The sequence below is a fragment of the Nocardioides sp. Soil_C_8 genome (assembly GCF_057656315.1).
In genome coordinates this window covers 595,626-622,556 of record NZ_JBDGKQ010000003.1, presented here as the reverse complement: position 1 = coordinate 622,556, position 26,931 = coordinate 595,626, and the positions used below count along the sequence as shown (strand labels likewise).

Below are 26,931 nucleotides of genomic sequence, written 5' to 3'. Positions count from 1 at the left end.
CCGCTAGGGAAGCAGCCCGAGCACCGCCGCCGGGTCCTCGACGTGGGCGTTGTGGCCGAGCCCCAGCAGCGTCACCGGGTCGGGCACCAGACCGGCGAGGTCCTCGTGGCTGACCATCGGGTCGTGCTCGCCGCGGGCGAGGACGACCGGGCAGGACACGGCTGACAGGAGCCCGGTCATGTCGGGCACGCCGACGCCGAACGTGCGGGGGTCCTGTGCGAGCCGCCAGCCACTCCCCTCCCCCGCTGCCCGACGGTCGACGACGGCGCCGTCGACCACCGGGTCGTCGGCGGGCATGAGCCCCGAGAGGCCGGAGACCCGCAGGAACCGGTCCACCGCTGCCTCGCGGGTGTCGTACGACGCCACGGGCCGGTCGGCCATCGCGAGCGCCCGTGCGACGTCCTCGGGCGGCCACGACACCTTGATCCCGAGCCCGATCACGCTCGCCACCCGGTCGGGGGCCAGCCGGGCCAGCTCGAGGGCGACCACGCCGCCCATGGAGTGTCCGACCACCGCGACCGGTCCGTCGACGCCGTCGAGCAGCGGCATCACCGCCCGCGCAAGGCTCGCGAAGGAGTACGACGACTCCCACGGAGCCGACCCGTGGCCGGGCAGGTCCGGTGCGAGGCCGTCGTACCGCCGCCAGACGCCCGACGTGGCTCCCAGCCCGTGCAGGAACAGCATCAGGCGCCGACGTAGGCAGCCAGGTGCTTGCCGGTCAGTGTCGGCTTCCTCGCCGCCACCATGTCGGCCGGCGGACCCTCGAAGACGACGGTGCCGCCGTCGTGACCCGCGCCCGGGCCGAGGTCGATGATCCAGTCGGCGTGGGCCATCACGGCCTGGTGGTGCTCGATGACGATGACGGACTTCCCGGCGTCGACGAGCCGGTCGAGCAGTCCGAGCAGGTTCTGCACGTCGGCGAGGTGCAGGCCGGTGGTGGGCTCGTCGAGGATGTAGACGTCGCCCTTCTCCCCCATCTGCGTCGCCAGCTTGAGGCGCTGGCGCTCGCCGCCGGACAGCGTGGTCAGCGGCTGGCCGAGCGAGAGGTAGCCCAGGCCCACGTCGACCAGCCGGTCGAGGATCTTCACCGCGGCGGGGATCTTGGCCTCACCCTCGCTGAACAGCGCAAGGGCGTCGACGACCGACATCTCGTGCACCTCGGCGATGTCCTTGCCGCCGAGCGTGTGCTCGAGCACCTCGGCCTTGAACCGGCGCCCCTCGCACTCCTCGCACGGCGACTCGACCGTCGCCATCGGGCCCAGCTCGGTGAAGATCACGCCTGCGCCGTTGCAGGTCGGGCACGCCCCTTCGGAGTTGGCGCTGAAGAGCGCGGGCTTGACCCCGTTGGCCTTCGCGAACGCCTTCCGGATCGGTTCGAGCAGGCCGGTGTAGGTCGCGGGGTTGCTGCGCCGCGACCCCTTGATCGCACCCTGGTCGATGACGATGACCTCGTCGCGCCCGGCGAGCGAGCCGTGGATCAGCGAGCTCTTGCCCGACCCGGCGACGCCGGTGACGACCGTCAGCACGCCCAGCGGGACGTCGACGTCCACGTCGCGCAGGTTGTGCGTGCTCGCCCCGCGCACCTCCATCGTCCCCGACGACTCGCGCACCGACTCCTTCAGCCTGGCGCGGTCGTCGAGGTGCTTGCCGGTGATGGTGTCGCTCCGGCGGAGGCCCTCGACGTCGCCCTCGAAGCAGATGCTGCCGCCGGCCGCGCCCGCCGCGGGGCCGATGTCGACCACGTGGTCGGCGATCCCGATGGTCTCGGGCTTGTGCTCCACGACGAGCACCGTGTTGCCCTTGTCGCGCAGCTGCAGCAGCAGGTTGTTCATCCGCTCGATGTCGTGCGGGTGCAGCCCGATCGTCGGCTCGTCGAAGACGTAGGTGACGTCGGTGAGAGACGACCCGAGGTGGCGGATCATCTTGGTGCGCTGGGCCTCGCCGCCGGACAGGGTGCCCGCCGGCCGGTCGAGCGAGAGGTAGCCCAGGCCGATCTCGGAGAACGAGTCGAGCAGGTGCTGCAGCCCCTTCAGCAGCGGCGTCACCGACGGCTCGTCGAGGTCGCGCACCCACTCCGCGAGGTCGCTGATCTGCATCTCGCAGAGGTCGGCGATCGACTTGTCGTTGATCGTGGACTTCCGCGCCTCCGGCGTCAGGCGGGTGCCCTCGCAGTCGGGACAGGTCTGGAAGGTGACCGCCCGCTCGACGAAGCGCCGGATGTGCGGCTGCATCGCCTCGGGGTCCTTCGACAGCATCGACTTCTGGATCTGGGGGATCATCCCGGTGAAGGTCAGGTTGACGCCCTCGACCTTGATCTTGGTCGGCTCCGACCACAGCATCGTCTCGAGCTGCTTCTTGGTGAACGACTTGATCGGCTTGTCCATCGGCAGGCCCATGCCCTCGAACAGCCGGCCGTACCACCCGTCCATCGAGTAGCCCGGCACCGTCAACGCCCCCTCGGAGAGCGACTTCTCCTCGTCGTAGAGCGCCGTGCGGTCGATGTCGTTGACCTTGCCCATGCCCTCGCAGCGCGGGCACATGCCACCCAGGTAGACCTCCTGCTTGGCGATCCGGCGCTCGGTGCGCCCGCCCTTCTCGGTGGTCATCATCCCGCTCGCCTTGCGGGTGGGGACGTTGAAGGAGTACGCCGTCGGCGGGCCGACGTACGGGTCACCGAGCCGGCTGAAGAGGATCCGCAGCATCGCGTTGGCGTCGGTCGCGGTGCCGACCGTCGAGCGCGGGTTGGCGCCCATCCGCTCCTGGTCGACGATGATCGCGGTGGTGAGGCCTTCGAGGTGGTCGACGTCGGGCCGCGCCAGCGTGGGCATGAAGCCCTGCACGAACGCGCTGTAGGTCTCGTTGATCATCCGCTGCGACTCCGCCGCGATGGTGGCGAAGACCAGCGAGCTCTTCCCGGAGCCGGACACCCCGGTGAAGACGGTCAGGCGACGCTTGGGCAGCTCGACGCTGACGTTCTTGAGGTTGTTCTCACGTGCGCCCTCGACGCGGATCAGCGCGTGGTCGTCGGCCGGGTGTGTGGTGGTCATCGTGCGCGTCTCCCCTGTCGTGTGGCCTCCCGTGGCGGGGGCAATCCTGCCAGTACGACGCCTCGAGCGCCGGTGCTGTGACCGGCCCCAGCCCCTCGGGTGGGGTGCAGGGTTTGTCCAACGTGTCAGTGTCGATGCATGAGCACCCACGACGACCGGACCGCGACCGTTGCCGAGATCATGGAGGAGGCCGACATCGCCGTGCTGACCTACGTGTCGCTGGACGGCCACCTGGTCTCCACGCCCATGGGCACCCAGGACTTCGAGGACCCCGCCACCACCTGGTTCCTCACCGAGCGCAGCAGCGACAAGGTGCGCGCCATCGAGGCCGACCCGCGGGTGAACGTGTCGTACTCCAGCAAGGCAGGGTGGGTCTCGCTGACCGGCACCGCCCACGTCAGCGACGACCGCGCCAAGCTCCACGAGCTCTGGGACGCCTCGGCGGGCGCCTTCATGTCCGGCGGTCCCGACGACCCGGACAACGTGCTGCTGCGCATCGACGGCGCCACCGCGGAGTTCTGGGAGTCCCCCGGCAAGGTCGCCGTCGCCGTCCAGATGGCCAAGGGGCTCGTCAGCGACGACAAGCCCGACCTCGGCGACAACGACACCGTCCAGCTCTGAGCCGAGCGCCCTGTGCTGGTCGACGCCCACGGTCCCGCCACCGCCGACGAGGCGTGGCGGCGCTTCACCACGCCCGCGACGTGGCCGTCGTGGGCGCCGCTGATCCGTGACGTGGAGGCCTCGGACGAGGTGCTGGCAGTCGGCACGACCGGTCGGGTGCAGGGCCCGGCCGGGGTGGCCGTCGACTTCGAGGTGACCGGGGTCGACCCCGTCCTGCGCTCGTGGACCTGGCGCGCCGCCGTCGGACCAGCGGCGGTGTCGATGGACCACCACGTGCTGCCTGCGCCCGGTGGGGGCAGCCGGGCGTTGCTGCGCGTGCCGGCTCCGGCCGCGGCCGTGCTGCAGCCCTACCGGCTGCCCGCCGGTGCGGCGCTGCGCGGCCTGGTGCGCGAGCCCGGCGGCGACGGTGCACCCGAGGCGGTCGAGTCGTTCGACTTCGCCTTCGCGCCGAACTACGTCGCCCCGGCGCGTGCCTTCGGCGTCACGCCCGCGACGACCACGGTGGAGGTCGGCCCCGAGTGGCTCTTCGTCCGCTACGGCCCGTGGCGCCTGGTGACACCCAGGTCCAACCTCGCCTCGGCCGAGCTCACCGGTGGCTTCGCGTGGCACCGCACGGCGGGCCCTCCCCACCTGTCGCTGAGCGACCGGGGAGTCTCGTTCACCACCAACGGCGACCGTGCCCTCTGCCTGACCTTCCACGAGCAAGTCCCCGCCATCGACCCCACCGGCACCATCACGCACCCCGGGGCCACGGTCGCTGTCGCCGACCCGCGCCGGCTCGCGACCGCGCTGGGGTTCGCGCTGGACGATTGACGACTAGGGTCGCGGAGCATGGACATGCTGCGGGGAGCCCAGATCGCCGAGGCCCGACTGACCGACTGGCGCAAGCTGGCCCAGGGACTGCACGCGCGCTACCTGACCGACGGCTTCGCCGCTGGCGTGCGCTTCGCCGCCGCGGTGGGCGAGGCGGGTGACACGATCGGGCACCATCCGCGCGTGACGATCGGTGAGGGGCACGTCGACCTCGAGCTGGTCACCTCAGACGCGATCTACCGCGAGGACGATGGCACCGAGCACGTCGTCGAGTGGGTGACCCAGCAGGACGTCGACCTCGCGCGCCGGGTGACCGGGATCGCCGCCGACCACGGTCTGACAGCCGACCCGGCGTCCGTGTGCGAGGTCGAGCTCGGCCTCGACACGACGGACTCGGGCGCCGTCGCCCCCGTGTGGGCGGCCCTCCTGACGGGCGACGCGGCGTCCCAGGGGCGTGGGTCACCCAGCGACGAGGTCCGCGACGCCACCGCCCGGGTCCCCAACCTGTGGTTCGACGACGCTGCGGACGACCAGCCCGCCGCCCAGCGGTGGCACGTCGAGGTGTACGTCGCTCCGGAGGCGCTCGAGCAGCGGGTCGCCGCCGCCGTCGCGGCGGGCGGCACCGTCGTCGACGACGGCAGCGAGAGCGGGCTGACGGTGATCGCCGACCAGGACGGCAACCGGGGCGTCATCTGCGTCGACACCTCGGCTGCGACGACGGCCTGACCGTGCAGCCCCTGCGTCAGCTCCCGTCCGAGCGCGGGCGCGCGTCCGGGTCGTCGTAGCGCACGGCCTCGTCCGGGAAGTCCTCGCCGGTCGGGTGGCCGGTGCCCGGCGACCCCTCCGTCGGGTCGTAGTCCCCGTCGGCGGCAGCGCCCGTCGTGGTGGACGACTCCGCGGCCGCCTCCTGCTCGTCGTCGAGCCTGCCGAGCTCCTCGGATCCGTCGTGGCTCATGGTCGTCCTCCGTCTCGTGGGTGTCCCTGTCGGGTACCCGCCCACCCGATCGGCATGCGGCCACGCCCGGACGCTCAGGCTCTCGCGATCTCGAGCCCCAGCCACTCACCCAGCGCGTCGAGCTCGTCGTGCACCCGCCGGCGCCGGGCCGCGGACCAGTCGCCGTCCTCGTGCACCGCGTCGACGATCAGCGCGCCCGCCTCCCGGTCGGCCGTCGCGTCGACCTTGCCCACCAGCTCGTCGCCGTCGAGCACCGGCATCGCCCAGTAGCCCCACTGCCGCTTTGCGGCGGGCTTGTACATCTCGAGCTGGTAGTCGAAGGCGAACAGGTCCTCCATCCGCTTCCGGTCGAAGACCAGCCGGTCGAGCGGCGAGAGGATCGCCGTGCGGCCATCGAAGTCGTCGAGGTCGTCCACGCGCGCCGGGTCCACCCGCCACAGCCCGCGCACGCCGTCGACGCGAGCGGCCGTGCCGGTGCCGCGGACGTCGTACCTCTCGTCCCACGCCTCGAGTGCCCGCGGGCGCGCGATGCCGAGCGCGCGGAGCCTCCGGGCGGCGAGCGTGCGGTGGGCCTCCTCCGCGGGCACCGCGGGGTCGCCGGGATGGACCCGCTCGGCGAGGTCCCAGCGACGCTCACGTCCCTCCCGCGACGCGACGGCGACCTCGCCGCGCGCCTCCATGCACTCGAGGAGCTTCATCACGTTCTTGTCGTTGGTCCACCCCGTGGAGCGCCACGGCACCTCGCAGGTGTCGGGCAGGTCCCGGGCCGCGGTCGGTCCTTCCGAGCGCAGCAGCGCCAGGATGTCGCGGCGGCAGCCGTCGTTGGCGGCCACCCAGTCGGCGAGGTCCTCCTGCCACTCCTTCAGCGGCGGCTCCCCCGGCCAGGCGTCCATGTCGGCCCGGTGCAGCGCGACGTCCTCGCTGGGCAGCAGCCGCGCCCGCAGCTCGACGAGCGCGCCGTCGCCGACGAGCGCCTCGAGGTCCTCGGGCTGGTAGGCGTCGCCGAGGCGGGTCCACAGCGTGAGGTCCGTGTGGTGCGCCACCACGCGGGTGAGGTCGACCTGGAGGGAGCCGAGGTGTCGCACCACGTCCAGCACGTCGCGTGGTCGCGGTGCGGCGAGCAGCTGGGCGCGTACGGCGATGCGCCGGGCCTGCCGCGACGTCAGCTCGAGGCTCGGAGTGGGGCCCATGGCGGGATCCTAGGCACAGCCAAGGACCGCGGACCGGTGTGTCGGGGCCAGGCCGGCATGGCCCCAACGGGCCATTCGCGACGCAGGTCAGCCATTACTGCTCGGTTCGGGCCCACGCTGCGCCGCGCGGTGCGACCGTGGACGGCATGTGGGACACCGTCGAGACCAGCTCGGTCCACCTCTCTCACGACCTGCCGTGCAGCGAGTGCGGCCACGGTCGTCACACCTACCTGCCGTGCTCCGACACGTGCAGCTGCACCCGCGGGCGCGACCGCGTGCTCAGCCACGCCTGAGCACGGCCGGGCCCCGGCGTCCGGTCAGCGCTCGCGCACCGAGTCGTCCTTGGCGCGCCGCCTGATCCGCCGGCCCACCTTCGACGTGAGCCGCTCGCGAGGCGGTGGGTTTCCGTCCTCGTCGAGCGCGTAGGACTCCACCTTCGCCAGCTGGGGCCGGTCGTGGTCGCCGAGCACCTCGCCGGTGACCCACCACATCCGCAGGCTGGGGCCGGCCAGGCGGAGGAACGCCAGGTTGTTGTCGAACCAGGGTCCCTCGGCGTAGGTCCAGGTGAGGGGGGCGTCAGGCACCCGCGTCGACCTCGACGCCAGGCGACCCATCGGGCCCGCCACGCCGTAGGACAGCACGGCCGTGGCGAACCGCATGTTGCGCGAGAGCGGGTTGCGCATCGGGGAGCAGACGGCCTGCAGCACCGTCGAGCGCAGCGCCGGGCCACCGTGGCTGGGGCGTGCCTCACTGACGTAGCTGTGGTGCACGTCGCCGGAGAGGAAGGTGACCGTCGAGGGGGCGCGACCCCGCCGGCCGGCGGCGACCTCCATCACCTGGCCGGCGACCTCCTGGAAGCTCCGCTGGAACGCGCCCCAGTGCTCGAGGTCGACCACCTGGCGCAGCCGCTCCCCCATCCGGCCGCCCCGCTCCCCCCAGGCGCCCTGGGCGAGGGCCTCGCTGAACGCCTCGAGGTGGTGGAGGCCGCGGGCCAGGAGGAACGGCAGGGACGTGCCGATGAGCAGGTGGTCGACGTCGCCGCGCAGCTGCTCGTCGAGCCACGCTGCCTCGTCGTCGTCGAGCATCGCCCGGTCGTCGGGATCGAGCTTGCGCGCGGCGCGCGAGTCGACCACCACCAGGCGGGCCTGCGTGTCGAAGTCGCGGGTGAAGCTCCAGCGGTAGCTCTGCGGCTGCTGGTCGACCCGGTCGGCGAACGCGTCGAGGAACGGCCCGAGGTCGTGCTCGTCGTCGCCGCGGTGCGCCCGCACCTCGGCGTACACCTCGTCCTTCTCGCGCTCGACCGGCGACAGGTTGCCGAGGTGCTGGTAGACCCAGTACGACGCCAGGCCGGCGACGATGCGGCCGTGCCACCACGAGGTGGCCTCCATCTCGCGACGCCAGTCTATCGAGGTGTTCCAGTCGTCGCGGATGTCGTGGTCGTCGAAGATCATCGCGCTGGGCACGGTCGACAGCAGCCACCTGTTGGCCGGGTCGGACCAGGCCAGCTCATAGAGGTGGGCGTACTCCTCGTAGTCCTTGAGCTCGGTCCACGGTGCCTGCTCGATGTCGCGGCGGGACTCGATGAACTCCCGCATCGCATCGGTGGTCTCGTCGGCGTAGACCTGGTCGCCCAGGAAGAGCACCAGGTCGGGCAGCCGGTCCGGGTCGAGGTCGGGGTCGTCCGGGTCGGCGGGCTCGACCTGGCCGGCGACGCGCAGCGCCCACGCACGCAGCGCGTCGACGCCGTGGGTCCTGTTGCCCTTCTCGTCGTGGGAGACCGACGTGCGGCAGGAGCCGAACGCCATGTCGAGCGGCCGTCCCGCCTCGAGGGTGGCGATGACGGGGTCCGGGAACGGCGACCCCGCGGGTGGCCAGGCGCGGTCGTCGTCGACGTCGACGGTGTAGGCCTCGGTCGTGCCGGGCTCGAGGCCGTCGAGCTCGACGAGGGCGTAGTGGTGGCCGTGGACCACGAAGGTCGGCGCGGTCGCGGAGGCCGGACCCCGGGTGACGGTGACGGTGGCGGGGCCGTCGGTCTCGACCCAGACGGCCGCCGAGGTCTCGTCGACGTAGCGGAGCAGCGGACCGAGGACCAGCCGGTCCTCCCGGTCGTGCATGGACGCCGTCATGGGCGGAGGAGCACCTTGATCGCGCGGCGCTCGTCCATCGCCCGGTAGCCCTCGGCCGACTCGGACATCGGCAGCGTGAGGTCGAAGACCTTCCCCGGGTCGATCGCGCCGGACAGCACGCGGTCGAGCAGGTCGGGCAGGTAGCGGCGCACGGGAGCCATGCCGCCGGCGAGCCCGACGTTCTTCTGGAACATGCGGCGCACCGGCAGCTCGACGCCGTGGGGCACCCCGACGAAGCCGACGGTCGAGCCCGGTCGGGCGACCGTGAACGCCGTCTTCATCGCGCCGTCGGTGCCGACGCACTCGAGCACGGCGTCCGCGCCCACGCCGTCGGTGAGGTCGGCGATGTGCGCCTCCCCCTCCTTGCCGCGCTCGGCGACCACGTGGGTGGCGCCGAAGGAGCGGGCGATCGCCTGGCGGGGCTCGTGCCGCGACATCGCGACCACGCGCTCGGCACCCATCTGGGCCGCAGCGAGGACGCCGCTCAGGCCCACCGCGCCGTCGCCGACGACCACCACGGTGTGGCCGGGCTGCACGCCCGCGGCGACGGCGGCGTGCCAGCCGGTGGCCATGACGTCGGTCAGGGCCAGCAGGGACGGGACCAGGTCGTCGTCGGGCATCCCGTCGGTCGCGACCAGGCTGCCGTCGGCCTGGGTCACCCGGGCGTACTCCCCCTGGCCGCTCTGGGTGATCCCGAGGTTGACGCACGCCGACTGCATGCCCGCGCGGCAGTGCGCGCAGGTGTTGTCGCAGTGGCAGAACGGCACGATGACGAAGTCGCCGACCTTGGTGGCCGAGACGTCCGAGCCGACCTCCTCCACCACGCCGACGCACTCGTGGCCGATGGTGGAGCCCGCGTGGACGTCGTTCTCGCCGCGGTAGGGCCACAGGTCGGAGCCGCAGATGCACCCGGCGACCACCTTGACGATGGCGTCGGTGGGCTCCTCGATCCGCGGGTCGGGCACGTCCTCGAAACGGATGTCGCCCGGGGCATGGATGGTCGTTGCACGCATGCGGCGATCCTGCCACGGTGGTCGAGGGCCGTCCCCTCCCTGCGGGCGAAGGTCTGACGAGGGTGCGGACCGCCGTCGGAGTGCCGATCTCGCTTTATCTCATATCTGAGATACCGTGTCCGGCATGGCTGACTACAAGGGTCGCATCGGCAACCTCATCCGCGACGCCCGCAAGCACCGCGGGCTCACCCAGCACCAGCTGGCCGAGCTGCTCGGCACGAGCCAGAGCGCCATCAACCGCATCGAGAAGGGTCACCAGAACCTCTCCCTCGAGATGCTCGCCCGCATCGGCGCGGCACTCGACTCCGAGATCGTCGCCCTGGGCGCCGGTCCCACGCACCTGCGGGTCGACGGTCCCACGACGCTGTCCGGCTCGATCGACGTCAAGACCTCCAAGAACGCCGGCGTCGCACTGCTGTGCGCCTCGCTGCTCAACAAGGGGCGTACGACGCTGCGCAAGGTCGCGCGCATCGAGGAGGTCAACCGGCTGCTCGAGGTGCTCAACTCCCTCGGCGTGGCCACCCGCTGGCTCAACGAGGACAACGACCTCGAGATCGTCCCGCCGGCCCACCTCGACCTCTCGCAGATCGACGAGGGCGCCGCGCGGCGCACCCGCTCGGTGATCATGTTCCTCGGTCCCCTGCTCCACCGCACCGAGGAGTTCGAGCTCCCCTACGCCGGCGGCTGCAACCTCGGCACCCGCACCGTCGAGCCGCACATGGCCGCCCTGCGCCCCTTCGGCCTCGAGGTGAAGGCCACCGACGGCGCCTACCACGCCCGCGTCAACCGGGCCCTCGAGCCCGAGCGCCCCATCGTGCTGACCGAGCGCGGCGACACCGTCACCGAGAACGCGCTCATGGCCGCCGCGCTGCACCCCGGTACCACCGTGATCCGCAACGCCTCGTCCAACTACATGGTCCAGGACCTCTGCTTCTACCTGCAGAAGCTCGGCGTCACCGTCGAGGGCATCGGCACCACGACCCTCAAGGTCACCGGCCGCTCGTCGATCGACGTCGACGTGGACTACGCGCCCGCCGAGGACCCGATCGAGGCGATGTCGCTCCTCGCGGCCGCCATCGTGACCAAGTCGTCCATCACCATCCGCCGGGTGCCGATCGAGTTCCTCGAGATCGAGCTCGCGACCCTCGAGGAGATGGGCTTCCGCTACGACCGCTCCCCCGAGTACGCCGCCCTCAACGGCGAGACCCGCCTGGTCGACATCACCACGCGTCCCTCCGAGCTCCGAGCGCCCCTCGACAAGATCCACCCGATGCCGTTCCCGGGCCTCAACATCGACAACCTGCCGTTCTTCGCCGTCATCGCGGCGGTGGCCGACGGCCAGACCCTCCTCCACGACTGGGTCTACGAGAACCGCGCCATCTACCTCACCGAGCTCAACAAGCTCGGCGCCCAGGTCAAGCTGCTCGACCCCCACCGCGTGCTCGTCGAGGGGCCGACGCACTTCTCCGGCGCGGAGATCGTCTGCCCGCCCGCGCTGCGCCCCGCCGTGGTGCTGCTGATCGCGATGCTCGCCTCGAAGGGCCGCAGCGTGCTGCGCTCGACGTACGTCATCCACCGCGGCTACGAGGACCTCGCCGAGCGGCTCAACGAGCTCGGCGCCAACATCGAGACCTTCCGGGACATCTAGCCACTCGCTGGTCGAGAGCGAGGCACGAGCGAGGCGTATCGAGACCCCTTGTTGCTGGGTTCGTAGGTACCTGGATCGCCGGGTCTCGGTACGCCACGTCGCGACCTCGTGCCTCGGTCGCGGTGGCACTCGACCTGGTTGAGCGACGCCGCCTGCTCGTGCCTGGCAGTCGGCTGCTCAACCAAACAGCGTCTCCACCCAGGCGCGGGACTGCTTGCCCATGGCGGGCGGCGCGGTCATGTCGGCGGTGATCCTCGGCATCGGTGCGGTGTGCTGGCCGGCGTTGCGGTGCCAGTCGTTCTCCGCCTCGACCAGCATGCCCAGGTCGGCGCGCGCGAGGAACACCCCGTGCCCCTCGGGGCACGAGCTGACCGTCGCCTCGCCGTGGGTCCGCTGATCCATCTCGACACCGCACCGGGGACACGTCATGCTCTCCATCCCCCGACGGTACCGCTGACCCCCATACTTCTCGCGTGGAACCACCGCACCTGTCCGGACCGGGCTACCTCGACGCGCCGCGACCGCTGGCCTTCGCCCACCGTGGCGGCGCCTACCACCCGGACATCGAGGGCCTGGAGAACACGCTCGCGGCGTTCACCCACGCGGTCGAGCTCGGCTACACCTACCTCGAGACCGATGTCCACGTGACCAGCGACGGGGTGCTGCTGGCCTTCCACGACACGGTCCTCGACCGGGTGACCGACCGCACCGGCAGCATCGCGGAGTCGACGTACGTCGAGGTGCAGCAGGCACTCATCGGCGGGCGCGAGCGCGTGCCGACGCTGGCCGACCTCTTCGACGCCTTCCCGCAGGCGCGCTTCAACATCGACCTGAAGTCCGAGGGGGCCGTCGAGTCCCTCGCCCGCTTCATCGAGGAGCGCGAGGCGTGGGACCGGGTGCTGGTCGGCTCCTTCTCGGGCCGCCGGATGAACGCGTTCCGCCGGCGCACGGCGGGCCGGGTCGCCACCTCCGCCCACCCGCTCGAGGTGGTCGCGTTCGTGGTGTCCCCGAGCGCCCGTCTCGCCCGGTGGCTCACCCGCGGACGGCCCGTGGCGCTCCAGGTGCCCCACCGCCGCGGTCGCGTGCTCGTGGTCTCGCGCGGGCTCGTACGACGCGCGCAGGCGGCCGGCGTGCAGGTGCACGTCTGGACCATCGACGACCCAATCGAGATGAACGCCCTCCTGGACCGTGGTGTCGACGGCATCATGACCGATCGCACGGACATACTCAGGGACGTGCTCCGCGCCCGCGGACAGTGGAACGGACCCGACCGGTGACGTCAGGGGAACGCATGGAGAGGGACGCATGACCGACGTGGAGGGCGGCATCGCCAACCTGCAGCCGCTCGAGCAGGCGCGCGAGCAGAAGGCCTGGTACTGGTACGACTGGGCCAACAGCGCCTACACGACGACCATCGGCACCGTCTTCTTCGGCCCCTACTTCATCAACCTGGCCGAGAACGCCGTCGGCGGCGAGGACGGCCGCTTCGAGGCGTTCGGGCTCTCGCTCCCGCCGGACTCGCTGTTCTTCTGGCTGATCACCCTGTCCACGATCCTGTCCGCGCTGATCCTGCCGCCGCTGGGCGCGTACGCCGACCGCGTGGCCAACAAGAAGCGGCTGCTGGCGACCCTGGCCTGGATCGGCTCGTTCTTCGCGGCGCTGATCTTCTTCGCCACCGGCGACAACTGGCAGCTCGCCGCCGTGGGCATCGTGCTGGGCAACCTGTTCTTCGGCGCGGCCGGTGTCGTCAACGACTCCATCCTGCCGCTCATCTCCGACGAGGACGACCGCGACCGGGTCTCGTCACGTGGCTGGGCGTTCGGCTACCTCGGCGGCGGGCTCCTGCTGGTGCTCAACCTCGCGGTCTACCTCGGGCACGAGGCGCTCGGACTCGACGAGGCCCTCGCTGCCCGGCTCTGCATGCTCTCGGCCGCCGTGTGGTGGGCCGGCTTCACGTTCATCCCCTACCTGAGGCTCAACGACCACCCACCGGCCGCGGTCGAGCAGGTCGAGGGCAACGCGGTCCGCCGCAGCTTCGGCCAGCTGGCCGCCACCCTGCGTGACATGCGCCAGTACCCCATGGCGCTGACGTTCCTCGTCGCCTACCTGTTCTTCAACGACGGCATCCAGACCGTCATCGCGTCCGCGTCGGTCTACGGCTCCGAGGAGCTCGGCCACGGCCAGACCATCCTGATCGCCACCATCTTGATGGTGCAGTTCGTGGCCTTCGGCGGTGCGCTGCTCTTCGGTCGGCTCGCCGGCCGGATGGGTGCCAAGCGGACCATCCTCATGGGGCTGGCGATCTGGTGCGTCATCGTGACGGCCGGCCTGTTCCTGCCCGCGGGCAACGTCGCCCTGTTCCTGGTGATGGGCGTCGCCATCGGCATCGTGCTGGGCGGCACGCAGGCGCTGGCCAGGTCGTACTTCTCCCTGCTCATCCCCCGGGGCAAGGAGGCCGAGTACTTCAGCTTCTACCACGCGATGGACCGGGGCACGTCGTGGTTCGGCACGGCCACGTTCGGCATCGTGCTGGCGATCACCGACTCCTACCGACCGGCGCTGTTCGCCCTGATCGCGTTCTTCGTCATCGGCGGCGTGCTGCTCACCCGCGTGGACACCGAGCGCGGCATCCGCGAGGCCGGCAACGACGTACCCGCCGTGATCTGAGCCCGTCGATCCCCTGCGTCCCGCACGACTGGGTCCACCCCCTGGGGTGAAGTTCGTCTCGCCTGAGCGTGGCGGACGACACCGCGAATCCGCGGAATTGTGCTGTCCCCGCTACCGTTGAAGATCGTAGAAGTTCCGGGAGCGGCAGAGCCGCGTCGTCACGAGCGGCGTCACGATCACCTGTCTGGCTCGTTGCACCTGGAGAACCCGAACACAACACAACGGGTGTCAGCAACCCAATGGAGGTGGGCACGGTGGCGGAGCGCACACTACGTGGCGCACGGCTCGGCGGCCAGAGTTTCGAGGATGAGCGCGGCATCGAGTTCGCGGCTCGCCAGCAGGTCGGTTACCGGTGCAAGCAGGGACACGAGTTCGAGGTCACGATGTCGGTCGAGGCCGACATCCCGGCCGTGTGGGAGTGCCCGCGCTGCGGCGCCGAGGCGCTGAGCACGGCGGGCATCCTTCCCGAGGAGAAGGTCGAGAAGCCGGCCCGCACGCACTGGGACATGCTTCTCGAGCGTCGCTCGGAGAAGGAGCTCGAGGACATCCTCAAGGAGCGGCTCGAGCTGCTGCGCGGCGGCGAGATCGGCCCCGCGCACCTGCACCGCGCCAACAAGAAGAAGCGGGTCAGCTGACCGGCTGATCCAGCCGGTCGAGCCTCACTCGACGACGTCGCCCCGGACCACCGGGCCTCCGGGCCCCGGTCCGGGGCGCTCGTCGTCTCCGGGCCCGAAACCGGGACCGAAGCCGAAGCCCCGGCCGGCCCCGGGGCGTCCGAACGGCGTGCCGAACGCGGGCGCGACCACGAGACGGCGCTCGACCACCGTGGTCAGCAGCCGGCGCGCCACGGGACGCGTGAACGGCAGGATCAGCACGATCCCGAGGACGTCCAGGACGAAACCGGGGCTGAGCATCAGGGTGCCGCCGATCAGGACGAGGGCGCCGTCGGCGATCTCCTTCGCCGGCATCCGGCCGCGCTGCAGCGCCTCGCGCAGCGCGGTCCACGCCCGGCCGCCCTCACGCTTGATCAACCACGCGCCGAGCATGCTGTCGAGGACGAGGAGGACGATGGTCCACCACGGCCCCACGAGCTGGCCGACCTGCAGGATGGCCCAGATCTCGACGAGCGGAACGATGACGAAGGCGGCGGCGAGGGTCGGGCGAACCCACCGGCGCCGGCGCCGTGGTGCTGCGGACGGGGTGGGAGCGGTCATGCCCGTCCCCGGCCGTGTCGCAGCTGCTGGCGGCGCTCGGAGAGCCCCCACCGCGTGATCATGCGTAGGGACTCGCTCGCGACCTGGCCGCTCATCTTGGAGTCCCCGCGCTCGCGCTCGATGAACTCGATCGGGACCTCCGTCAGGCGGAGGCCACGGCTGACGGTGCGGTAGGCGAGGTCGGTCTGGAACACGTATCCAGTAGACCTCACCGAGGCAAGGTCGATCGCCTCGAGCGTCGTACGACGGAACAGGCGGAAGCCGGCGGTCGCGTCCTTCACCCGGATCCCGAGCAGCAGCCGGACGTAGAGGTTGCCGCCGCGCGAGAGCAGCAGGCGGTGGACCGGCCAGTTCACGACCGAGCCGCCCGGCACGTAGCGCGAGCCGATCACGAGGTCGGCGGTGCGCAGGGCGTCGAGCAGCAGCTGCAGCTGCTCGGGCTGGTGCGAGCCGTCGGCGTCCATCTCCCCGATGACGTCGTAGCCCGCGGCGAGCGCCACGTCGAAGCCGTGGAGGTAGGCCGCGCCGAGCCCGGCTTTCTCGGTGCGGTGCACGACGCCGACAGCCGGGTCCGCGGCCGCGAGCCGGTCGGCGAGCTCCCCGGTGCCGTCCGGGCTGTTGTCGTCGACGACCAGCACGTCGACGCCGGGCTGCGCGGCGCGCAGCCGCCCGACGATCCACTCGAGGTTCTCCGACTCGTTGTAGGTCGGGATGACCATCACGCAGCGACCGAGGCCGTCGACACTCACGCGGGCGTACCTCGCTCCAGGGGTTGCGGGGACTGCGGCGCCGACGCGCGCTGCAGCTGGTGGTCGGCACCGTCGCGCCGGCGACGACGATAGGTGATGAGGACCACCGCTGTGTGCAGGACGAGGAAGAGCATCACGAGTCGTCCCGGCCAGACACCGAGGCGGACGGCGACGGTCTCGGTCGTGCTGAGGCCGACGTCCTCCACGAGGACCTCCTGGCCCCGCGCCGGCACCGAGGCGACCACCGACCCGTCGGGCCGTACGACGCCGGAGATCCCGTTGATCGCGGCCACCACGACCCAGCGGCCGGTCTCCTGGGCGCGCAGCCGGCTGATCTCGAACTGCTGGGCGAGCTGGCCGGTGCGGCTGAACATCGCGTTGCTGGTCTGCACCGTCACCAGCTCGGCGCCGCGGGCCACCTGCCCGCCGATGCCGTCGTCGTACGCCACGTCGAAGCAGATCGCGTCGGCCACGCGGAGGTCGCCCACCCGGATCGGCTCGAGGCTGGTGCCGCGGACCATGTCGCGGGGCACCTCGGTGAGCCGGCCGTACGTCGACGGCATCCAGCTGCTGCCCCGGAACGGGATGTACTCGCCGTAGGGCACCGGGTGTCGCTTGGTGTAGCGGTCGCCGCTGCCGAGGCCCGGCCGGTAGACGATCCCCTGGTTGAGCACCTGGGTGTCGTCGAGCGGGTTGCTGTTGGTGCCGCCCACCAGGATCGGCACGTCGATCGCGTCGGAGGCCGCGACGATGCCGGCGTGGACCTCGGTGTCGAGGAACGGGTCGACCGCCGTCGAGTTCTCCGGCCAGACCACGAAGTCGGGGCGCGGCTGCTCCCCCGCTGCCACCGCGTCGGCGAGGTCCTCGGTGAGCCGCACGTGGTTGGCCGTCACCTCCCGGTGGACCGCCGGCACGTTGAGCCCGGTGCCGGGCACGTCTCCCTGGACGGCCGCGACGGTGGCCGTGCCGGTGCGCTCCAGCGGGAAGGGCACGAGCGCGGGCGCGAGGGTGACCACGGCCAGCGCGGCCACGGCGACGTACGTCGCGCGCGAGGGCGAGCGCACCTGCAGCACCGCCCAGGCGAGCGTGGTGCCGGTGAGCGCCACCAGGAAGCTGACGCCCGTCATGCCGATCCAGGGCAGGGCGTCGGCCCACGGGGTGCCTGCGGTGGCGTAGACCAGCCGGCCGAACGGCATCCCGCTGAAGGGGAAGCCGCTGCGCCACGTCTCGATCCCCACCCACCACAGGGCGGCGAGGACGGGCCAGGCGCGCACCCGCATGCTCCACGCGATCCCGACACCGAGCGGCACGAAGAAGGCCGCCTCCATCGCGCACATCGCGATCCACGCGTCCGTGCCGACCGAGCGCATCCACACCATCACCGCGTAGACGAAGGCGGTCCCGAAGACCAGGCTCGGGAGCCAGGCGCGGCGCGGTCCGAGGCCGCGCACGCAGAGGACGAGCACCGCGATCGCGGGAGGCATCAGCCAGGAGTGGCCGATCGGCTCGAACGCCGCCGCCAGCACGAGCCCGCCCACGAGGGCGAGGAAGCAGCGGACCAGCACGCACAGACCGTAGCCGACGACCGGGCGCCGACGAGCACCGTCGAGCGCCTGCAGCGGAGCGGGAGGAACCGGGGGGCTTCGGACCAACGCACACCCGTCTGGCTGACGAGCGCGCGAAGTTGTCTACGGCCCCGGGGTCCCTCCCGCATCCAGCCCCCGCGGGGCGCCGTCGACTCGTCGACGGACGGTGGGCACCGCTGGCTGGACGTGCCCCACGCTCGTCTCCGCTCTGTCGAAGGCGCCACCCGCGAGCTGCACAGGCGGACCCCGGAACCCTCCCTCCGTCGCGAGGAGGTGTCAACACGTCCCTGACCTGCGACGACGCGCGTTGTCGCAGGTCAACGGACCGGGGAGTGCGTGAAAGTTGTCCGACAAATCTCACCCTTGTCGGCGTGTCGGCGCATGACACGCCGACGATGGGGTATCAGTCGCGCGTCGCCGGGGGTACGACGACCGTGCCCGTCGCGGTCGTGGCGACCACCGGCGGGTCGAGGACCTCGGCGCGTCCGGGTGCCTCGTCGGTGGGTGCGCCCCTCCCGACGACCTGGACGGCGAAGTCCATGACGCGGCTGCGCGTGCCCTCCTTCACCAGCGTCGCGGTGATCTCGAGGACGTCGCCGGCGCGGACCGGAGCCCGGAACTGGACGTCGGAGTAGGACGCGAAGAGGCCCTCGTCTCCGTCGAGCACGATGCACATCTCGGTGGCCACGTCGCCGAACAGGCCCAGGCTGTAGGCCCCGTCGACGAGGTTGCCGGCGTAGTGGGCGTGTGAGTAAGGGACGTAACGGCGGTGGGTCACGACCGTGCCGACCCGGGTGCTGTCACTCATGAGGCCTTCTCCTTCGGCGCCCGCGGGCCCGCGAGGCGGTGGACGATGAACGACGCGACCTCGCCCGGCGTCGTACCCCTGCTGAAGACGCGGTCGACACCGAGCTCGGTGGCCATCGTCTCGTCGAAGCGCGGTCCGCCGACGACGAGAAGCGGGCGCTTGGTGGCCGGGTAGGCCTCGCGGAAGGCCGCGGACATCTCGCGGGTGTTGAGCAGGTGGGCGTCGCGCTGGGTGACGACCTGGGAGACGAGGACGGCGTCGGCCTTCTCCTCGCGGGCGGCCTCGACGAGCTGGGGCACGGACACCTGCGCGCCGAGGTTCACGACCTTGAGCTCGCGGTAGTACTCCAGGCCCTTCTCCCCCGCGAACCCCTTGATGTTGAGGATCGCGTCGATGCCGACGGTGTGGGCGTCGGTGCCGATGCAGCCGCCGACGACCACCAGGCGGCGCCGCATCGACCGCTTGATCGCGGCGTTGGCCTCCTTGGGCGTCAGCAGCGGGTAGTCGCGCTCGACGACCTCGACCGTGCTCGGGTCGACGAGGTGGTTGACGCGGCCGTAGACGACGAAGAACGTGAAGCCCTCCCCCATCGGCTTGGCGTGCACCACGAGCGCCGGGTCCATGCCCATCTTGTTGGCGAGCTGGACGGCGGCGCCCTCGGCGACCTTGGAGTGCTCGATCGGCAGGGTGAAGGACAGCTGCACCATGCCGTCGCCGGTGGTGTCGCCGTACGGGCGGATCAGGCTCATCGCTTCTCCTCCTCGAGGATCTCGGTCGCCGGGTTGTAGTAGTCGGGCGCCTTCTCGGCGACGCCGTCGAGGCCCTTGCCCTTGTCGGCGGGGCGCTTCATGAGGCCGAAGGTGCCGTCGGCGATCGCGGAGAGCAGCGGGGGCTCCCCGGGCACGCTGCGGTCGGCCTTGATCTCCTCGAGCAGGCCGATCGCCTCGCCCAGCACCTCGCGGGCGCGCGAGGCGATGAAGCCGTCGGGCGAGGGGTGGAAGTCCTCGCGCAGGTTGCCGGCGGCGTTCATCACGTAGCGGACGTTCTGCAGCGCCAGGTCGCGGTCGGAGATCCACGGCGTCACGACCGCCTCGGTCATCATCCCGACGAGCAGGATGCCCTGGCCGGTCATGGCGCCGACGAGGTTGAAGAACCCGTCGAGGAGGTAGCCCTTGAAGATGTCGCCGGTCATGTGGCGCGTGGGCGGCATCCACTTGAGGGGCGCGTCGGGGAACAGCTCGCGCGCGAGCATCGCGTGGGCGAGCTCGAGCCGGAACGAGTCCGGCACCTCGGGGTCGATCTCGAAGGCGTGGCCGAGGCCCAGCTGCCAGTCCTCGAGCCCGGCCTCCTTGGCGAAGTACTCGTTGAGCAGCTGGCTCGTCGTGACCGTGTGGGCGGCCTCGATCGCGTCGGCGGTGGTGAGGTAGTTGTCCTCGCCGGTGTTGATGATGATCCCGGCCCGGGCGTGGACCTGGCGGCTGAAGCGCTGGTCGACGAAGGTGCGGATCGGGTTGATGTCGCGGAAGAGGATGCCGTACATCGAGTCGTTGAGCATCATGTCGAGCCGCTCGAGGCCGGCCAGCGCCGCGATCTCCGGCATGCAGAGGCCGGACGCGTAGTTGGTGAGGCGGACGTAGCGGCCGAGCTCCTTCGACGTCTCGTCGAGGGCCGCCCGCATGAGGCGGAAGTTCTCCTGCGTGGCGTAGGTCCCGGCGAACCCCTCGCGGGTGGCGCCCTCCGGCACGAAGTCGAGCAGCGACTGCCCGGTCGAGCGGATCACGGCGATCACGTCCGCCCCCTCGCGGGCGGCGGCCTGCGCCTGCGGGATGTCCTCGTGGATGTCGCCGGTGGCGACGATGAGGTAGATCCACGGCTTGCTCGGGGCGTCGCCGACCTTGGCGATCATCCGCTCGCGCGCGACGCGCTGGCGGTCGACCTGCTTGATGCCTGCGCCCACGGCCTTGCGGGCCGCGGCGCTCGCGCGCTTCGCGTCCTTGCCCTCGGGCACGCGGAAGGTGACCGAGCCGGCCGCCGCCTTCTGCGCGAGGGTCAGCAGGTCGTCGCCCTCGCCACGGACCAGGGCGTCCCAGACCGGGAGGCTGACGCCGTGCTCGAGGCCGACGTCCGCGCGTACGACGTCGGCGAGGCGGTTGACCCACGGCGTGCCGTCGGGGTCGGCCCCGCCGAGGCCGGCGAGGCGCAGGGTGGCGCGCTCGACGCTCACCGTGGTGTGGCGCTGGGCCAGGTCGACGATCGGCTTGCCCACCTGGCGGGCGAGCGTGCGCGCGCGGCGGACATCGGCGCGGTCGATGCCGAGGGCGCTCGTGGGGCGGGCCATGTCAGAGCCTCCGCTCGAAGAGTCCGCGGACGCCCGCGTCGCCGCGCAGCAGCTCCATCGCGAAGGCGGCGTGGCCCGGGACGTAGCCGTTGCCGACGAGCATACGCACGTCGGCGGCCAGGCCCTCGGCACCCAGGGCCGCGGCGCTGAAGCTGGTGGCCATGGAGAAGAAGATCACGGTGCCGCCCTCGGCGGTGGCGAGGATGGCGCCGCCCTCGCAGCCGGGGACGTCGACGCACACCACGGTGACGTCGGCCGGGCCGCCGGCGGCGGTGACGGCGTCGCGCAGGGCGATCGGGTCGCGGGCGTCGGCGACGGCGACGGCGTCGGCGAGGCCGGCTCCGGTGAGCAGGTCGTGCTCGCCCTGGTGGGGCACGACGCCGATGGTGCGGGCCGCGCCGGCCTGCCGCGCGGCGGCGAGGCTGAGGGAGCCGGACTTGCCCGCCCCGCCGATGACGGCGACGACCGGGGCGCGTCCGCGGGCGGCGTACTCCTCCACGACGCGGGCGGTGAGTGCCGGGGCGCCGCAGACGTCCATCACGCTGAGCGAGAGGGCCGGGTCGAGGTCGTCGGGGATCACCGCGGCGATCGAGCGGCCGAAGAGCACGGCGTAGCCGTCGCACGGCACCTGCTCGCTCCTGCCGTCCCAGCGGGCCAGGCCGTCCTCGATGACGAGCGGGGTGAGCGTGAGGCTCACGAGCGTCGCGACACGGTCGCCGACCACGAGGCCGAGCGGCGACTCCGGGCCGACCTCCTCGACGGTGCCGACGAGCATCCCGCCGGAGCCGGTCTCGGGGTTCTGCATCTTGCCGCGGGTGGCGACGATGTCGAGCACCTCCGCACGGACGGCGTCGCCGTTCGTCTCGCCGTACTTCGTGTGCTTGCGCTCGAGCTGGCGGAACGACGCGGCGTCGAGGTTGAGCCGCTCGACGCGGATGCGCACCTCGTCGGGCCACAGCTCGGCGCGGGTGTCGAGGCAGCGGGCGGCCTGGGGCAGCACGGCACCGTCGTCGAGGACGCGGTGCAGGCCGGTCGGATCGCTGGTGCGGACGTCCGCCTGGATGTCCGGGGAAGTGTTCATGCAGGGCATCCTTCTAGGTTCGTCGCGTGCAGCCGCAAATCTTGCGGCGTGGCATTGGACTCGCCGCATGTTCTCCACGTACTCTCCCAGATGTGTCGCCGCACACACAACCGGCGCGCCGTCAGACCTGACCCCCACCGCTCACGCGGGCCGGGGCCACCGCGAGGAGAACCCATGAGCATCGAGACCGCCACCTCGCTGGAGGGGGCACTCGCCACCGGCCAGCCCTACCCCTACCAGCGGGTCGAGCTCGTCGAGCCCGACTGGACCCGCTTCCCGGGCTGGTCCGACGTGACCGCCGCGGACTGGGCCTCCGTCCAGTGGCAGCGCGCCCACTGCATCAAGAACGTCAAGCAGCTGCGCGAGCTGATGGGCGACCTCCTCGACGAGCGCTTCTACGCCGACCTCGAGCGCGACCAGGCCGAGCGGGCCACCATGTCGATGCTCGTGCCCCCGCAGATGATGAACACGATGGTGCCGACGGCGACGCCCGCCGGTGCGGGCTCGCTCACCGAGGCGTTCTACGCCGACCCGGTGCGCCACTACATGATCCCGGTCTTCAGCGACCGCCGCACCGACTGGCCGTCGCACCCGCACGCTGCTCGCGACTCGCTCCACGAGCACGACATGTGGGCCACCGAGGGCCTCACCCACCGCTACCCCACCAAGGTGCTCGCCGAGCTGCTGCCGACGTGCCCGCAGTACTGCGGCCACTGCACCCGCATGGACCTCGTGGGCAACTCGACGCCGGTCATCGACAAGCTCAAGTTCGCCGGCAAGCCCAACGACCGGCTCGGCGACATGATCGCCTACCTCCAGCGCACCCCGTCCGTGCGCGACGTGGTCGTCTCCGGCGGCGACGTGGCCAACATGCCGTGGCCCCGCCTCGAGGCGTTCCTCATGTCGGTGCTCGAGGTCGAGAACATCCGCGACATCCGCCTCGCCACCAAGGCCCTCATCGGCCTGCCCCAGCACTGGCTGCAGCCCGACGTCGTCGAGGGCGTGGCCCGCGTGGCCGCCGTCGCCCGCTCGCGCGGCGTCTCGCTGGCGATGCACACCCACGCCAACCACGCGAACTCCGTGACGCCGATCGTGGCCGAGGCCTCGCGGGCGATGCTCGACGCCGGCCTGCGCGACGTACGCAACCAGGGCGTGCTGCTCGACGGCGTCAACGCCGACCCGCACGCCCTGCTCGACCTGTGCTTCCGGCTCCTCGACGGCGCGCAGATCATGCCCTACTACTTCTACATGTGCGACATGATCCCGTTCTCGGAGCACTGGCGGGTCTCGCTGGCCGACGCCCAGCGCCTGCAGCACCACATCATGGGCTACCTGCCGGGCTTCGCGACGCCGCGCATCGTGTGCGACGTGCCGTTCGTCGGCAAGCGTTGGGTGCACCAGAACGCCGACTACGACACCGAGCACGGCATCTCCTACTGGACCAAGAACTACCGCACGTCCATCGAGGCCGACGACGCCGAGGCCCTGTCGCGCTACTACGAGTACTACGACCCGATCCACACCCTCCCCGAGTCGGGCCAGCAGTGGTGGGAGGAGCACGGGCGTCTCGACGAGGCCTCCCTCAAGGCCGCCGAGATGGCCGAGGCGTCGCGTCGTACCGCCGCCCTCCAGGCCTGGTAGGTCCTCTCCGCCGTCTGTGGAATCCCCGCTCGAGCGGGGATTCTGACTCCCGGAGGCCTTTGCAAACCCCTCCAGGAGTCAGGACTCCCCCACAAGTCGCGGTTGTCCACAGGGCAGTAGCGGCGCGTTTTCGGTCGGGCTCCGGCTGGGCACCACAAGGGGCATGACCGAGTTCCAGCTCTCACTCGACGACGTGTTCCTCCGTCGAGAACTCATCGCCGCTGGGTTGACTGACCGTGACATCCACCAACGTGTGGCTGCCGGCGATCTCACCCGCCTGCGTCATGGCGCGTACGTCGCCACCGAGCTGGTCAAGGGGCTCGACGAGACGGGTTTGGCCCGTGCCCGGGCGCGGGCAGTCCTGCGCACGGCTCACCCCACAGCGGTGCTCAGCCACCAGACCGCTCTGGCCGAGCACGGGGTCGGGACGTGGGGGGTCGGCCCCCACGAGACGCACCTGACCCGGACGGACGGGCGCCCCGGGCGTCGCGAGGCAGGCGTCGTGCACCACCGCGCCACGTTGGGAAGTCGGTGGTGGGCGGTCCACGACGGCATCCCGCTCACGCACCCGGCCCGCGCAGCCATCGAGGTGGTCACGGCGTACGGCGCTGAGGCCGGCCTTGTCGCGGCATGTGGCGTTCTCAACCAGGAGCTCGCCACGCTTGCCGAGCTGCAGGAGGTGGCGAAGGACGCCGTGCGCTGGCCCGGGAGTCTCGGCACCCGGCTCGTCCTGGCACGCGCCGACGCTCGGCTGACCAACGTGGCCGAGGCACGGGTGTGGCACCTCTTCTTCGAGCAGGGGATCGTCCGCCCCGAGCCACAGGTGAAGGTCTGCGACGCACAGGGCAACCTGCTCGGCATCGTCGACTTCCTGTGGCAGGCGCTCGGCGTCTTTCTCGAGTTCGATGGGCGGATCAAGTACGAGCGGCACCGGCGACCCGGTGAGTCCTTGGCCGACTACCTCATGCGCGAGAAGCGGCGTGAGGAACAGATCTGCATCGAGAAGAGCTGGATCTGCATCCGGATCACCTGGGCCGACTTGCAGCGGCCCGCGGTGCTCGCCCGCCGGATTCGCAAGGTCCTCGAGAGCCGCATGCTCGCCCGGTGAAAGGGCGGTTTGTTGAGGGTTTCTGACTCCTGGAGGGGGTTGCAAAGGCCTCCAGGAGTCAGTTTCCCCGCTCGAGCGGGGATTCCACGAGCAGGCGGCAGGCAGGAGCAGACAGGCAGCAGGTGGGTCAAAGGCGGGCGAGGAGGGTGGCGGCGCCGGGGCCGGAGAGGTCGGGCGGGTCGACGGGGCGGCCGTAGAGGAGGAGCAGGAGGGTCTCGGCCGAGGCGGAGACCTCGGCACCGGTGCCGTACGCCCAGTCGGTGTCGGTCGCCACGAGGCGTACGCCGGCGACCCGGCGTCGCGCGCTGCCGCCGACGACGGCGTTCATCGGCCACGGCGTCGCGAGGGTGAACTCGGCGAGGGGCGCCAGAGCCGAGACCGGCACGTGGACCGGGAGCCCGAGGGGGCGGCGTACGTCCATCCCGTGCACGACCGCGTCGGCCAGGGCAGCGACGGGGGGCATCCCGATCGGCGTCACCCCGGAGCGCGCGTTGTCGCGCAGCTGGGCGAGGATCGCGTCCCGGCCGCGGTCGGACCACTCGATGGCCGAGCGGGCGATCATGCGGTTCATCGAGAACCCGTGGCGCACCAGCGCGGCCGCCCCGGCGCCGGCGCCCATCACCGGCGCCCAAGCCAGGTGGGCGGCCACGTCGACCACCCGCCAGTCCGCGCACAGGGACGGCGCCGCCCACTGCTCGGGGCCGAGTCCCTTGAGGGTCTCGATGAAGTCCTCGCGGTGGGCGCGCGTCTGCTCGGCCACCGCGTCGCGCTCCCTCACGGTGCGCTCCCCCGGAGCGCGCCGCGCGCTGGGGCACGGTGACCTGCCATCCACCACACCTACGCCTGTCGGGGCGAGCGGTCAAGGAGTCCCTGCGCGGCGTCGAGCAGCGCGTGACGGTCCGCCAGCGTCAGTCGACGGGACGGTTCTCGACGGGACGGTTCTCGAAGGGCGTCGACAGCACGATCGTGGTGCGGGTGGAGACGCTCGCGACGCCGCGGATGCGGGCGAGCAGCTCCTCGAGCGCGAGCGGCGTCGCGACGCGGATCTTGAGGATGTAGGACTCCTCCCCTGCCACCGACCAGCACGACTCGATCTCGGTGATGCCCTTGAGCCGGTCGGGGTAGTCGTCCGGCTGGGACGGGTCGATCGGCGTGATGGAGATGAACGCGGTCAGTGGCCGACCGAGCTGGTCGTGGTCCACGGTCGCGCCGTAGCCCGTGATCAGGCCACGCTGCTCGAGCCGCTTGACGCGCTGGTGCACCGCCGACGTCGACAGGTCGGTCGCCTTGCCCAGGTCGGTGAACGACATGCGTCCGTCAGCGGCCAGCAGGGCCAGGATCTGCCGGTCCTTGGACTCGACCTCGGAGGAGCTCACGCGCGACACCCTAGTGCGAGCCGGACAGCGCCTCCACCAGGCGCACGGCAGACGAGCCGAGCCCCCACTGCGCGTCGAGCGCGACGACAGCGTCGTGGTCGGCGGGCGTGCGCGGCCGGGTCAGGTCGGGCCCGCCGAGGTCGAGGTCACGGCGTACGGCGACCACGCGCGGCGCAACGGCGAGGTAGTCGGCCGCCGCCTTGATCTTCGCGCGCGGCCCGGGGCCCATGTCGGAGTCGGGGTCGCTCGCCGCGGCGACGACGGCGTCGATGGTGCCGAACCGGTTGAGCAGCGTGGCCGCGGTCTTGTCGCCCACGCCCGCAACGCCCGGGAGGCCGTCGGAGGCGTCACCGCGCAGCGTCGCGAGGTCGGCGTACTGACGGGCGTCGACGCCGTACTTGCCGCGCACCCAGGCGTTGTCGACGCGCTCGTGCTTGCTCACCCCGCGGGCGACGTAGAGCACCCGCACCTCGGCGTCGTCGTCGACGAGCTGGAACAGGTCGCGGTCACCGGTCACGATGTCGACCGGCATCCCGGCGTCGGTGGCGAGGGTGCCGATGACGTCGTCGGCCTCCATCTCGGCGTGCCCGACCTTGGCGATCCCGTAGGCCTCGAGCACCGACTCGATGATCGGGACCTGTGCCTCCAGCGGGCCGGGCACCTCCTCGACGTCGGGTCGCGGACCGGGGATCGCGCGGACCACCCGGTGGGCCTTGTAGGAGGGCAGCAGGTCGACGCGCCACTGCGGGCGCCAGTCGTCGTCCCAGCAGCACGCCAGGTGCGTCGGGTCGTACTCCCCCACCAGGCGGCTGATGAAGTCCATCAGCCCGCGGACGGCGTTGACGGGGGTGCCGTCGGGGGCCTTCATCGAGTCGGGGACCCCGAAGAACGCCCGGAAGTAGAGCGAGGCGGTGTCCAGCAGGAGGAGACGGTCGGTCATGGGAGCAGCC

The 26,931-nt window shown here is 71.6% G+C and carries 27 protein-coding genes; 10 read left to right on the top strand and 17 right to left on the bottom strand.

The window, feature by feature from the left end:
• Window positions 1–3 precede the first annotated feature (3 nt).
• Window positions 4–684 carry an alpha/beta fold hydrolase gene (locus AC3A3L_RS16455; protein WP_487641110.1) on the bottom strand — a complete coding sequence of 227 codons (681 nt, stop codon included), beginning with the start codon at window positions 682–684 and terminating at the stop codon, window positions 4–6.
• Window positions 684–3,047: an ATP-binding cassette domain-containing protein gene (locus AC3A3L_RS16450; RefSeq protein WP_487641109.1), complete on the bottom strand. Its 2,364-nt coding sequence runs from the start codon at window positions 3,045–3,047 to the stop codon at window positions 684–686. Before AC3A3L_RS16450 ends, AC3A3L_RS16455 begins: the two co-directional genes overlap by 1 nt.
• Window positions 3,048–3,185: 138 nt before the next feature.
• Here AC3A3L_RS16450 and AC3A3L_RS16445 point away from each other — a divergent pair, with 138 nt between their 5' ends.
• Genes AC3A3L_RS16445 through AC3A3L_RS16435 form a run of 3 tightly spaced genes read left to right on the top strand, consistent with a single transcriptional unit; the run spans window position 3,186 to window position 5,207 of the window.
• Window positions 3,186–3,668: a pyridoxamine 5'-phosphate oxidase family protein gene (locus AC3A3L_RS16445; RefSeq protein ID WP_487641108.1), complete on the top strand. Its 483-nt coding sequence runs from the start codon at window positions 3,186–3,188 to the stop codon at window positions 3,666–3,668.
• A gap of 12 nt (window positions 3,669–3,680) precedes the next feature.
• Window positions 3,681–4,481 (top strand): SRPBCC family protein, encoded by an 801-nt coding sequence (locus AC3A3L_RS16440; RefSeq protein WP_487641107.1) that lies wholly within the window; start codon window positions 3,681–3,683, stop codon window positions 4,479–4,481.
• 18 nt (window positions 4,482–4,499) lie between these two features.
• Window positions 4,500–5,207, top strand: a complete 708-nt coding sequence (locus AC3A3L_RS16435) for a 4a-hydroxytetrahydrobiopterin dehydratase (RefSeq protein WP_487641106.1) — start codon at window positions 4,500–4,502, stop codon at window positions 5,205–5,207.
• A gap of 16 nt (window positions 5,208–5,223) precedes the next feature.
• On the opposite strand, the gene AC3A3L_RS16430 is transcribed toward AC3A3L_RS16435, so the two are convergent.
• Together AC3A3L_RS16430 and AC3A3L_RS16425 are read right to left on the bottom strand one after the other, a co-directional pair.
• Window positions 5,224–5,436: a hypothetical protein gene (locus tag AC3A3L_RS16430; RefSeq protein ID WP_487641105.1), complete on the bottom strand. Its 213-nt coding sequence runs from the start codon at window positions 5,434–5,436 to the stop codon at window positions 5,224–5,226.
• Window positions 5,437–5,510: 74 nt separating this feature from the next.
• Window positions 5,511–6,626: a DNA glycosylase AlkZ-like family protein gene (locus tag AC3A3L_RS16425; protein WP_487641104.1), complete on the bottom strand. Its 1,116-nt coding sequence runs from the start codon at window positions 6,624–6,626 to the stop codon at window positions 5,511–5,513.
• A 146-nt stretch (window positions 6,627–6,772) separates the two neighbouring features.
• On the opposite strand from AC3A3L_RS16425, the gene AC3A3L_RS16420 reads away from it, so the two are divergent.
• Window positions 6,773–6,919, top strand: coding sequence for a hypothetical protein (locus tag AC3A3L_RS16420; RefSeq protein WP_487641103.1), 147 nt, complete (start codon window positions 6,773–6,775; stop codon window positions 6,917–6,919).
• Between the two features lie 24 nt (window positions 6,920–6,943).
• Here the strand turns inward: AC3A3L_RS16420 and AC3A3L_RS16415 are convergent, their stop codons facing one another.
• Both AC3A3L_RS16415 and AC3A3L_RS16410 read right to left on the bottom strand, forming a co-directional pair.
• Complete coding sequence (locus tag AC3A3L_RS16415) at window positions 6,944–8,752, bottom strand: alkaline phosphatase D family protein (RefSeq protein WP_487641102.1); 1,809 nt, start codon at window positions 8,750–8,752, stop codon at window positions 6,944–6,946.
• A complete protein-coding gene (locus AC3A3L_RS16410) occupies window positions 8,749–9,765 on the bottom strand; it encodes a zinc-dependent alcohol dehydrogenase family protein (protein WP_487641101.1) in 1,017 nt (338 codons plus the stop codon). The genes AC3A3L_RS16415 and AC3A3L_RS16410 overlap by 4 nt, the downstream gene beginning before the upstream one ends.
• A 124-nt stretch (window positions 9,766–9,889) precedes the next feature.
• Between AC3A3L_RS16410 and AC3A3L_RS16405 the strand changes: the two genes are divergently transcribed.
• On the top strand, window positions 9,890–11,413 hold the full coding sequence (locus AC3A3L_RS16405; protein ID WP_487641100.1) for a helix-turn-helix domain-containing protein: 1,524 nt from the start codon (window positions 9,890–9,892) through the stop codon (window positions 11,411–11,413).
• 177 nt (window positions 11,414–11,590) lie between these two features.
• Here AC3A3L_RS16405 and AC3A3L_RS16400 read toward each other — a convergent pair whose 3' ends face one another.
• A complete protein-coding gene (locus AC3A3L_RS16400) occupies window positions 11,591–11,842 on the bottom strand; it encodes a TFIIB-type zinc ribbon-containing protein (protein ID WP_487641099.1) in 252 nt (83 codons plus the stop codon).
• Between the two features lie 44 nt (window positions 11,843–11,886).
• Between AC3A3L_RS16400 and AC3A3L_RS16395 the strand changes: the two genes are divergently transcribed.
• The 3 genes from AC3A3L_RS16395 (at window position 11,887) to AC3A3L_RS16385 (ending at window position 14,715) form a co-directional block, all read left to right on the top strand.
• On the top strand, window positions 11,887–12,690 hold the full coding sequence (locus tag AC3A3L_RS16395; RefSeq protein ID WP_487641098.1) for a glycerophosphodiester phosphodiesterase family protein: 804 nt from the start codon (window positions 11,887–11,889) through the stop codon (window positions 12,688–12,690).
• A gap of 28 nt (window positions 12,691–12,718) precedes the next feature.
• Entirely contained in the window at window positions 12,719–14,080 is a 1,362-nt protein-coding gene (locus tag AC3A3L_RS16390) for an MFS transporter (protein ID WP_487641097.1), read from the top strand.
• A 254-nt stretch (window positions 14,081–14,334) separates the two neighbouring features.
• A complete protein-coding gene (locus AC3A3L_RS16385) occupies window positions 14,335–14,715 on the top strand; it encodes an RNA polymerase-binding protein RbpA (RefSeq protein WP_179620692.1) in 381 nt (126 codons plus the stop codon).
• A gap of 24 nt (window positions 14,716–14,739) precedes the next feature.
• Here AC3A3L_RS16385 and AC3A3L_RS16380 read toward each other — a convergent pair whose 3' ends face one another.
• The 7 genes from AC3A3L_RS16380 to kdd all read right to left on the bottom strand — a co-directional run bounded on the left by AC3A3L_RS16380 (window position 14,740) and on the right by kdd (window position 21,856).
• On the bottom strand, window positions 14,740–15,294 hold the full coding sequence (locus AC3A3L_RS16380; RefSeq protein WP_487641096.1) for an FxsA family protein: 555 nt from the start codon (window positions 15,292–15,294) through the stop codon (window positions 14,740–14,742).
• Window positions 15,291–16,013 (bottom strand): polyprenol monophosphomannose synthase, encoded by a 723-nt coding sequence (locus tag AC3A3L_RS16375; RefSeq protein ID WP_487641204.1) that lies wholly within the window; start codon window positions 16,011–16,013, stop codon window positions 15,291–15,293. Before AC3A3L_RS16375 ends, AC3A3L_RS16380 begins: the two co-directional genes overlap by 4 nt.
• A gap of 26 nt (window positions 16,014–16,039) precedes the next feature.
• On the bottom strand, window positions 16,040–17,608 hold the full coding sequence (lnt, locus tag AC3A3L_RS16370) for an apolipoprotein N-acyltransferase (RefSeq protein ID WP_487641095.1): 1,569 nt from the start codon (window positions 17,606–17,608) through the stop codon (window positions 16,040–16,042).
• Between the two features lie 424 nt (window positions 17,609–18,032).
• A complete protein-coding gene (gene kal, locus AC3A3L_RS16365) occupies window positions 18,033–18,437 on the bottom strand; it encodes a 3-aminobutyryl-CoA ammonia lyase (protein ID WP_487641094.1) in 405 nt (134 codons plus the stop codon).
• Window positions 18,434–19,186 carry a lysine 5,6-aminomutase subunit beta gene (gene kamE / locus AC3A3L_RS16360; protein WP_487641093.1) on the bottom strand — a complete coding sequence of 251 codons (753 nt, stop codon included), beginning with the start codon at window positions 19,184–19,186 and terminating at the stop codon, window positions 18,434–18,436. The genes kal and kamE overlap by 4 nt, the downstream gene beginning before the upstream one ends.
• Window positions 19,183–20,775, bottom strand: a complete 1,593-nt coding sequence (gene kamD / locus AC3A3L_RS16355) for a lysine 5,6-aminomutase subunit alpha (protein WP_487641092.1) — start codon at window positions 20,773–20,775, stop codon at window positions 19,183–19,185. The genes kamE and kamD overlap by 4 nt, the downstream gene beginning before the upstream one ends.
• A 1-nt stretch (window position 20,776) precedes the next feature.
• Window positions 20,777–21,856 carry an L-erythro-3,5-diaminohexanoate dehydrogenase gene (kdd, locus tag AC3A3L_RS16350; RefSeq protein ID WP_487641091.1) on the bottom strand — a complete coding sequence of 360 codons (1,080 nt, stop codon included), beginning with the start codon at window positions 21,854–21,856 and terminating at the stop codon, window positions 20,777–20,779.
• Window positions 21,857–22,030: 174 nt separating this feature from the next.
• Between kdd and AC3A3L_RS16345 the strand changes: the two genes are divergently transcribed.
• Entirely contained in the window at window positions 22,031–23,497 is a 1,467-nt protein-coding gene (locus AC3A3L_RS16345; protein ID WP_487641090.1) for a KamA family radical SAM protein, read from the top strand.
• Window positions 23,498–23,660: 163 nt separating this feature from the next.
• On the top strand, window positions 23,661–24,605 hold the full coding sequence (locus AC3A3L_RS16340) for a type IV toxin-antitoxin system AbiEi family antitoxin domain-containing protein (protein ID WP_487641089.1): 945 nt from the start codon (window positions 23,661–23,663) through the stop codon (window positions 24,603–24,605).
• A 127-nt stretch (window positions 24,606–24,732) separates the two neighbouring features.
• Here the strand turns inward: AC3A3L_RS16340 and AC3A3L_RS16335 are convergent, their stop codons facing one another.
• From AC3A3L_RS16335 to AC3A3L_RS16325, 3 genes are all read right to left on the bottom strand, one after another.
• The gene (locus AC3A3L_RS16335; RefSeq protein WP_487641088.1) at window positions 24,733–25,383 is read right to left on the bottom strand and encodes a maleylpyruvate isomerase family mycothiol-dependent enzyme; all 651 of its coding nucleotides are present in this window, start codon (window positions 25,381–25,383) and stop codon (window positions 24,733–24,735) included.
• Window positions 25,384–25,513: 130 nt separating this feature from the next.
• Window positions 25,514–25,981, bottom strand: a complete 468-nt coding sequence (locus tag AC3A3L_RS16330) for an Lrp/AsnC family transcriptional regulator (protein WP_487641087.1) — start codon at window positions 25,979–25,981, stop codon at window positions 25,514–25,516.
• A gap of 10 nt (window positions 25,982–25,991) precedes the next feature.
• Window positions 25,992–26,921: a 5'-3' exonuclease gene (locus AC3A3L_RS16325; protein ID WP_487641086.1), complete on the bottom strand. Its 930-nt coding sequence runs from the start codon at window positions 26,919–26,921 to the stop codon at window positions 25,992–25,994.
• Window positions 26,922–26,931: the final 10 nt, after the last annotated feature.